Source organism: Methylobacterium indicum (genome assembly GCF_001043895.1).
GTDB lineage: Bacteria > Pseudomonadota > Alphaproteobacteria > Rhizobiales > Beijerinckiaceae > Methylobacterium > Methylobacterium indicum.
Genome location: NZ_JTHF01000351.1, coordinates 1 through 8,412, shown reverse-complemented (window position 1 = coordinate 8,412; position 8,412 = coordinate 1). Strand labels below are relative to the sequence as shown.

Here is an 8,412-nt window from a genome sequence, read left to right as displayed (position 1 = left end):
GCCGATCCGGTCGAAGCCGGATCTCAACCGTCCGAGAAACGAAAAGCAGCGCCGGGTTGCCCTGGCCCTTGCTTACCCGTCTCTGAGGAGGTTCGTCGGGGCGGGCCGTTCGGCCCGGCGCCCCGTCGGTGAGCGGCTGTCTAAGGCGAGCCGGCTCACCTGTCAACTCGGGCGCGATCGGGGGATGGCGCCGATCCGGTCGGGTCCGGGGCAGGGGGCTGCCGTGATGCCCTTCACCTGGGTCGCCGGGCGAGCAATCGGGATCGCCCCTCGGTCGGCGGCCTGCACTAATATCCCTGCCGCCGATCGATCGCGTGGGGGATCGGCTCGCCGCGCAGATGCGCGCGAACACCCGCGATCACCTGTCGGGCGGCGCCCTCGGGCTGGGTAGCGCTCGCGACGTGCGGGGTCACCATCACGCGCGGATGCGACAGGAGCGGATGGTCGGCGGACGGCGGCTCCCTGTCCAGGACGTCGAGGATGGCGGCGCCGAGCCGGCCGGTCTCGAGGGCGGCGAGGAGGTCCGCCTCGACGACGTGGCCACCGCGGCCGCTGTTCACGAGGCCGGCGCCCTCCGGCAGGCGATCGAACAGGCGGCGGTCGAGGAGGCCCCGCGTCGCCGGGGTGAGCGGCAGCAGGCAGACCAGGATGTCAGTGCCGGCGAGAAAATCGCCGAGGGCGGCATCGCCCGCGAAAGTCTCGATCCCGTCGAGGGATTTGGGCGTCGCGCTCCAGCCGCGGACCGGGAAGCCGAAGCCGGCCACCGCCCGCGCCGCCGCCTGGCCGAGGACGCCGAGGCCCATGATGCCGACCCGGCGCGTCGCTGCCGGACGTACCGGACGCGGCGTCCAGCGGCCGGCGGCCTGCTCGCTGCGGTAGAACGGCATGTCGCGGTGCAGCGCCAGCACGGCCATGACCACGTATTCGACCATGGACGCGGTGAGGTTCGGATCGACCATCCGCACGACCTGCACGGCGGGGGGCAGCGCGGCGACGGGGAGGTGGTCGATTCCGGCCCCGATGCAAAAGAGGGCTTCGAGCCGCGGCATCGCCCGCGGCAAGTCGTCCGGCGGCGTCCAGGCGACCAGGAAGCGGGCGTCCGCTGCCTCTCCCTCCGGCGCCCAGTCGACAAGACGCAGATCTGGGGCCTCCCGGGAGAAGATCTCGTGCCAGACGGCGCCCCGGACCGGGTCCGACTTGTAGGCGACGAGGGTTGTCTCGGCAGACGGCATCGTGTCGGGCGTGGTCATGGCGGGCCTCGAAGCGTGCGGTGCCGCAGCATGGATGGCGTGGGGCGGTGCTGGGGCGCTGCGACCGGTGCCGGCAGGATAGCGAGCGCCGCCCGGACGGAGACACCGAACCGGACCGGACCGCCGGCACCATCGCCGCGACGGACGGCGCCGTGGCGGCACAGGCTGCCGAAGGCGGGTGCCCCGGCCCGGCCTCGGGGATCCGGCACCGGACGCTGCCGCGCGGAACCTCCCCGCCGCGCGCCGCCGCGACCCCGGCAGGACCTGCCGTGCGGCGGCGGCGAAAGCGCAGGATCGCGGTCTCCGGGGCCGGCACAACGGCGTCCTGCGGTCGCCGGCGGGCCGTAGGGTTGCCCCACGGTTGAACACCGCAGGGAGACCCCGATGGCCCGCCTCGCGCCCAAGTACATCACCTTCGACTGCTACGGCACGCTGATCTACTTCGAGATGGCGCCCGTCGCCCGCCGGCTCTATGCCGACCGGGTACCGGCCGAGCGGATGGACGCCTTCGTGGAGGACTTTTCCGCCTACCGCCTCGACGAGGTGCTGGGCGCGTGGAAGCCCTACAAGGACGTGGTCGCTAACGCGCTGACCCGCACCTGCAAGCGCAACGGCGTGGAGTATCGCGACAGCGACGCCGATGCGGTCTACGCCGCCGTGCCGACCTGGGGCCCGCACCCGGATACGGTCGAGGGCCTGGCGAAGGTCGCCAAGGAATTCCCGCTGGTCATCCTGTCGAACTCGATGAAGGACCTGATCCCGCACTCGGTCGCCAAGCTCGGCGCCCCGTTCCATGCCGCCTACACCGCCGAGGAGGCCCAGGCCTACAAGCCGCGGATGCAGGCCTTCGAGTACATGCTCGACCAGCTCGGGTGCGGCCCCGAGGACGTGCTGCACTGCTCCTCGAGCTTCCGCTACGACCTGATGACCGCGCACGACATGCGGATCACCAACAAGGTCTTCGTCAACCGCGGCCACGAGCCGGCGAACCCCTATTACGGCTACCACGAGATCAAGGACATCCGTGGCCTGCCGGGGCTGCTCGGCCTGTGAGCGCGACCTCTCCGATGCCCGCTCCCGCCGCGACCGTGCGCAGCTTCCACGACCTCAGGGTCTTCGCGCGGGACGCCGTCCCGGCCTCCGGCGGGGACTGGCTCGCGGGCGGCCACGCCATGCCCCTCGGCGATCCGCGCTTGCGGCTCGCCGCCGTCACCGTGCCGGCCGGGACCGGCGCGGTCACCGCCGTGCCTGCCGACACCTTCGCCATCGTCGTCGCGGGCGACCTCGCGATCACGGGTGCCGACGGCGCGACCGAGACCTACGGCAACGACGACAGCCTCGTGCTGCCGATGGGCGCCGGCTTCTCCTGGTCCAGCGCGGACGGCGCGCGGGTCGTGGTGATGGCTTATGCGGCCCAGGAGGGGACCGGGCGCGGCCCGGTGCGGATCGACCGCGAGGCGGACCTCGTCCGCTCGAACCCGCCGGCGGCGGACCTTCTCGTCGGCGAGACCCCGTCCTGCCGCAACCACACCGACTTCACCTCGGCGGACGGCACCTACCTGTGCGGGGTGTGGGACTCGACTCCCTATCACCGCCGGCCGATGCGCTACCGCCACCACGAGCTGATGCACCTGCTCGCCGGCTCGGTGACCTTCGTCGACGAGGCCGGCCGCACCGCCACCTTCGCGAAGGGCGACATCTTCCTCGTCGAGGCCGGCGCCTCCTGCTCGTGGGAGAGCCGCGAGGACGTCGCCAAGGTCTACGCCATCCACCGGCCGGCCTGACCCGCACCCGGGCGGCCCTGCGCGCCGCCCGGGGCCTCCCGACCGGGCTCGCGGGTGGAAAGCCCCGCAGGCCGGATCGCGACACGCGTCCCCCGATCCCGCCGGGATCCGCGTCCCGAGCGACCCCGTCGTCGGCGACCGCATCGAGACCGGCTCGGATCTGCCGGCCGCCGGGCCTTTGCGGCGAGCCGGCGCCCCAGGAGCGTGGCGATCGCGGTCCGAGCGGGCAGGCGGACCGGCTCCCGCCCGCGACCAAAACCTGCTTTGGAGAGACCGTCATGTTCACCAAGGACCGCCTGCGCGATCCCGCGCTCCTGCGCTTCCAGGCCTTCGTCGCCGGCGAATGGCGCGACGCCGAATCCGGCGGCACCCTGCCGGTCTCCGACCCCGCGACGGGCGAGACCCTCGGCACGGTGCCGGATTGCGGCGCGGCCGAGACCCGCGCGGCGATCGCCGCCGCCGAGGCGGCCTTCCCGGCCTGGCGCCGCACCGCGCCGGCCGAGCGCGCCGCGATCCTGGAGCGCTGGAACGCCCTGATCCTCGACCATGCCGAGGACCTCGCGGCGATCATGACCGCCGAGCAGGGCAAGCCGCTGGCGGAGGCCCGGGGCGAGGTCGCCTACGGCGCGAGCTTCGTGAAGTGGTTCGCGGAAGAGGCCCGCCGCATCACCGGCGACGTCTTCACCGCGCCGGTCGGCGACCGCCGGGTGCTGGTGCTCAAGGAGCCGGTCGGCGTCTGCGCGGCGATCACGCCGTGGAATTTTCCGATCGCGATGATCACCCGCAAGGTGGCGCCGGCCTTCGCCGCCGGCTGCCCGATCGTGGTCAAGCCCGCCGATCTGACGCCGTTCTCGGCCCTCGCGCTCGCGGTCCTGGCCGAGCGGGCCGGGGTGCCGAAGGGCGTGTTCAGCGTCGTCACCGGCCAGGCCGCCCCGATCGGCGCCGAGATGACCGGCAGCGAGACCGTGCGCAAGCTGTCCTTCACCGGCTCGACCGGGGTGGGGCGGCTGCTGATGGCGCAGTCGGCGCCGACCATCAAGCGGCTCAGCCTCGAGCTCGGCGGCAACGCGCCGTTCATCGTGTTCGACGACGCCGACCTCGACCTCGCGGTCACCGGCGTGATGGCCTCGAAGTTCCGCAATGCCGGCCAGACCTGCGTCTGCGCCAACCGCATCCTCGTCCAGGACGGCATCCATGACCGCTTCGTCGCCCGCCTCGCCGAGGCCGCGGGTGCGCTCCGGCTCGGCAACGGCTTCGAGCCGGGCGTCCATCTCGGCCCGCTGATCAACGACGCCGCCGCCGCCAAGGTCGTGGCCCATCTCGACGACGCGCTCGCCCGCGGCGCCCGGCTGGTCGCCGGCGATCCGGACGCCGTGCGCGGCCGCTTCGTGCCGCCGCTGGTGCTGACCGGGGCCGAGACCGGGATGCGGCTCGCCGTCGAGGAAACCTTCGGGCCGCTCGCGCCGCTGATGCGCTTCTCCCGCGAGGAGGACGCCATCGCCATCGCCAACGCGACGCCGTTCGGCCTCGCCTCCTATTTCTTCACCTCGGACATCCGCCGGGCCTGGCGGGTCGGCGAGGCGCTGGAATTCGGTATGGTCGGGCTCAATACCGGCACGGTCTCGATGGAGGCGGCGCCCTTCGGCGGCGTCAAGCAGTCGGGGCTCGGCCGCGAGGGTTCGGCCTACGGCATCGACGAGTACCTGGAGCTGAAGTCGCTCCACATGGGCGGTCTCTGACCGTCGCCACCATGGGCGCTCCGGTACGAACCGGGGCGCCCCTCTGTTTGACCGGCCCGCAGCACGGAGAGCCCCGATGACGAACTCGGCCACGATCGCCCTGACGACGATCCGCCCCATGACCGAGGCCGACATCGAGGCGGTGCACGGTCTCTCGGTCGAGGTGCGCTGGCCGCACCGGCCGGATGACTGGCGCCTGGTGCTGGAGCTCGGCCACGGCGTCGTCGCCTGCGACGATGCCGGCCGGGTGATGGGCTCGGCGATGTGGTGGCCCTTCGGCGAGGCGCTGGCGACGATCGGCATGGTAATCGTCTCGCCGCGGATGCAGGCCAAGGGCACCGGCCGGCGGATGATGCGGGAGATCTTTTCCGCCGCGGGCGGGCGCACCATCCGCCTCGTCGCGACGGCCGCCGGGCAGCGTCTCTATGAATCCGAAGGGTTCCGGGCCACCTGCACCATCGCGCAGTACCAGGGCACGGCCGATGCGACCGCCTCGGTCTCCGACGACCGGGTGCGTGCGGCACAGGACGACGACTGGCCGGCGATCGTCGCCCTCGACCGCGAGGCCTCCGGCGGCGACCGGAGCCGGATGCTGGGAGCTTTGCGTCGGGTCGGGCGGACCTACGTCCTGGAGGAGGGGGGCCGGATCGCCGGCTTCTCGGTCTGCCGGCCCTTCGGCCGCGGCCACGTCGTCGGCCCGCTCGTCGCTGGCGACGCCGACCAGGCGGTGGCGCTGGCGAGCCCGCACGTTCGCGCCCATGCGGGCCAGTTCCTGCGCCTCGACACGCCGGAGCGCGACGGGCCGCTCGTCGCCTTCGCGGAGGCCAGCGGCCTCGGCAACGTCGACCGGGTGGTGCAAATGACCCGCGGCACGCCGCCAAAGACCGGCCCGGCCAAGGTCTTCACCATCACCAACCAGGCCCTCGGCTAGAGTACGTTTCCGACCAGGAGGGTGCCGGTTCGTCGGAGAACGCTGCACGACCGAAAACCGCGAGCGACACCCGATCGGCCCCCGGTCGGGCCTCGCCCTCATCCGGCAGCGCGCCCGCGTCAGCGCTCCTCGCCGAACAGCGTGGCGAGCGGCAGCTCGGTCTTCACGATCGGCGTGCGCAGCACGATGTAGCTGAAATACTTGGCGATCCCAACGTTGCGCTCGAGCAGCGCCTCGATCACGTCCTGGTAGTGCGACAGGCCGCGGGTGACGAACTTCACCAAGTAGTCGTAGCCGCCGCTGACCAGGTGGCCTTCCATCGCCTCCTCGACCTTGCGCAGGGCCTGCTCGAAGCGCTGAAAATATTCCGGCGTATGGCCGTTCAGCGTGATCTCGGTGAACACCGTCACGGTCTCGCCGAGCTTCGGCAGGGCGATGTGGGCGCCATAGCCGGTGATGTAGCCGGCCTGCTCCATGCGCTTGACCCTGAGCAGGCACGGGCTCGCCGACAGGCCGACGGCCTCGGCCAGGGTCACGTTGGTCATGCGACCGTTCCTCTGCAGCTCGATCAGGATCTTCATGTCGATCCGGTCGAGCCTGGTCGTCTGCTGGTTCACGAAGGGACTTCCCGATTCCGGCCCCGCGGAGCGGTCTCGCCGGGGAGGACGCCGAGGTCGCGACGGCGGGCGCGAGACAGGATCATGCGGCGCCTCTGGCCGAGGGCATGCTACCATGTCAGACTCCTCGGGCGTTGTCATGACCCCGGGTCGCGATGCGGGGAAGAGAGTCCGCGCGCGACGCGCCGTTCGCGACGGCTGTCCGTCGCGGAAGGGGATTCGTTACCCGGACCGATCCCGGCCCCGCCATCCGATTCGCATAAGGTAGGTTATGGAACCACCGCCGGTGCCGCCGTCGTATTCGGCAAGTACTTGAAGTCCCTCAAGCTTGTCACGCGCGATCACGCCGTCTCCCGCGCCGGGCCGGCCGCATTCTCCTGCAGCCGTGCCGTTACCGTGCGGGCGAGCTCCGCCGCCTGGCCGCGGATGTCGGGCACCGCCGTGCATTCCCAAAGCGTGCCGCGCAACAGCGGCCCGAGCGTCCACAAAGGCCGGCCGGCGTCGCCGCGCTGGTCGAGGACCGCGAGATCGTCGGCGACCGCAAGGCCGAGGCCGAGCGCGTCCGGGCGGATCAGGCCCCTGGCCAGCAGACGGCGCAGGAGCAGGTCGTCGGTGTCGGCGACGCGCCCGACTCCCGAGGCATCGATGATCCGCTGAACCTCGACGACCCGCGGCGCGGCCGCGCCGCGCTCGCGCAGCGTGACTCGGGCATATCCCGCCTGGTCCTCGATGCCGATTACCCGGGCCCGGAGCACGGTCAGCCCGCCGGTGGCCCGCTCGCGTGCGACGATCTCGGCGGCGGGCGGCGCCATGCGGTGACGATGCACGTCCCAGAAGGCGCGCAGATGGCGCAGGAATCGGCTTTGCTCGGCGAGCGGCAGGCCACGCCACAGCCCGATGCTGGCGCCGCGCAGGGAATCGATCACGCTGCGCCAGTCGGTTCCGGCTGCCGCCGCCCGGCCGACCTCCTCCCGCACGCAGCGCAGGAGCGCCACGAGCGAGCGCCGTGCCGCCGCGGGTATGTCCGGCGCCGGCCACGGGGCGGTCGGCGCGTGGACCTGAGGCAGCAAGCCGCGGCGCGACGCCGCCAGGATCGGACCGCCGAACCCGCGCTGGCGCAGGGCCGCGACCGCATCGACCATGGTCAGCCCGGTGCCGATGATGAGCAGTGGCAGGTCCGGCCGCAGGTCGTCGAGGGGTGCCCCATCCCACGGATCGACCGCGTATCGGCTCCCCGGACCGCCCGGGGCCCGCAGGTTGCCGCAGGCCAGGATCGCGCCCGCCACGTGGCGGCGGCGCCCCGCCGCCAGCGTGAGGCAGAACCCCTCCTCTTCTGGTGCGAGGTCGACGACCTCGTCGTTCTCCAGCATCAGGTGCGGCGCCGAGCCCGGCTCGGCGAGAGCCGCGAGCAGCAATTCGGTGAGGTAACGCCCATAGAGGCCGCGGGCCGCGAACAGGCCGGCCGGCGTCGACCGCGTCCAGGCGATTCCGTCGAGCGGGCAGCTCTCGAGCCAGAGGGAGAAATGGTCGGGCCGGTCCGGGAAGGCGCTCATGTTGGTGGCGCGCACGTTCAGCAGATGATCGGTGCACCCCGTCGCGTAGGCGAGGCCGCGGGCGAAAGCGCCCGACTTCTCACAGAGCAGGACCGGGCGCGCCGGCATCAGACGGCTCAGGTGAAGGGCGGCCATGGTTCCGCTGAACCCGGCCCCGATCACCGCGATGGGCGGAAGGGCGTTGCGCATTCGCCGTCGGTCTCCTGCCTGTCTGCCGACATTGTAGGAGATGCGGGGGCTCAGGTCTTCTCGATCGTCCGCGTCGGCGACGCGCGGCATCCGCGGGATTGCGCCCGATCGGTGGAACCAAAGCGACGCTCGCGTGTCCGCGGGGTGGTTGGGGCAGCGCGGGCGCGGGCCACGCTCGTCGGCTCGCCCGAGTTGACAGGTGAGCCGGCTCGCCTTAGACAGCCGCTCACCGACGGGGCGCCGGGCCGAACGGCCCGCCCCGACGAACCTCCTTAGAGACGGGTAAGTAAGGGCCAGGGCAACCCGGCGCTGCTTTTCGTTTCTCGGTAGGTCAGGATCGAGCCTCTGG

The 8,412-nt window shown here is 72.2% G+C and carries 7 protein-coding genes; 4 read left to right on the top strand and 3 right to left on the bottom strand.

The genetic code is table 11. From position 1 onward, the window contains the following. Positions 1–287: 287 nt before the first annotated feature. On the bottom strand, positions 288–1,250 hold the full coding sequence (locus QR78_RS29740; protein ID WP_244276566.1) for a 2-hydroxyacid dehydrogenase: 963 nt from the start codon (positions 1,248–1,250) through the stop codon (positions 288–290). A gap of 384 nt (positions 1,251–1,634) precedes the next feature. Here QR78_RS29740 and QR78_RS29735 point away from each other — a divergent pair, with 384 nt between their 5' ends. From QR78_RS29735 to QR78_RS29720, 4 genes are all read left to right on the top strand, one after another. After that, positions 1,635–2,303, top strand: a complete 669-nt coding sequence (locus QR78_RS29735; protein ID WP_048431233.1) for a haloacid dehalogenase type II — start codon at positions 1,635–1,637, stop codon at positions 2,301–2,303. Between the two features lie 14 nt (positions 2,304–2,317). Further along, complete coding sequence (locus QR78_RS29730) at positions 2,318–3,034, top strand: cupin domain-containing protein (RefSeq protein WP_048431232.1); 717 nt, start codon at positions 2,318–2,320, stop codon at positions 3,032–3,034. A 278-nt stretch (positions 3,035–3,312) separates the two neighbouring features. After that, a complete protein-coding gene (locus tag QR78_RS29725; protein ID WP_048431231.1) occupies positions 3,313–4,773 on the top strand; it encodes an NAD-dependent succinate-semialdehyde dehydrogenase in 1,461 nt (486 codons plus the stop codon). 76 nt (positions 4,774–4,849) lie between these two features. Beyond that, on the top strand, positions 4,850–5,704 hold the full coding sequence (locus QR78_RS29720) for a GNAT family N-acetyltransferase (protein ID WP_048431230.1): 855 nt from the start codon (positions 4,850–4,852) through the stop codon (positions 5,702–5,704). A 119-nt stretch (positions 5,705–5,823) separates the two neighbouring features. Here QR78_RS29720 and QR78_RS29715 read toward each other — a convergent pair whose 3' ends face one another. Together QR78_RS29715 and QR78_RS29710 are read right to left on the bottom strand one after the other, a co-directional pair. Next, complete coding sequence (locus QR78_RS29715; RefSeq protein WP_280137074.1) at positions 5,824–6,321, bottom strand: Lrp/AsnC family transcriptional regulator; 498 nt, start codon at positions 6,319–6,321, stop codon at positions 5,824–5,826. Between the two features lie 341 nt (positions 6,322–6,662). Continuing rightward, entirely contained in the window at positions 6,663–8,063 is a 1,401-nt protein-coding gene (locus tag QR78_RS29710) for an FAD/NAD(P)-binding protein (protein ID WP_048431229.1), read from the bottom strand. Positions 8,064–8,412: the final 349 nt, after the last annotated feature.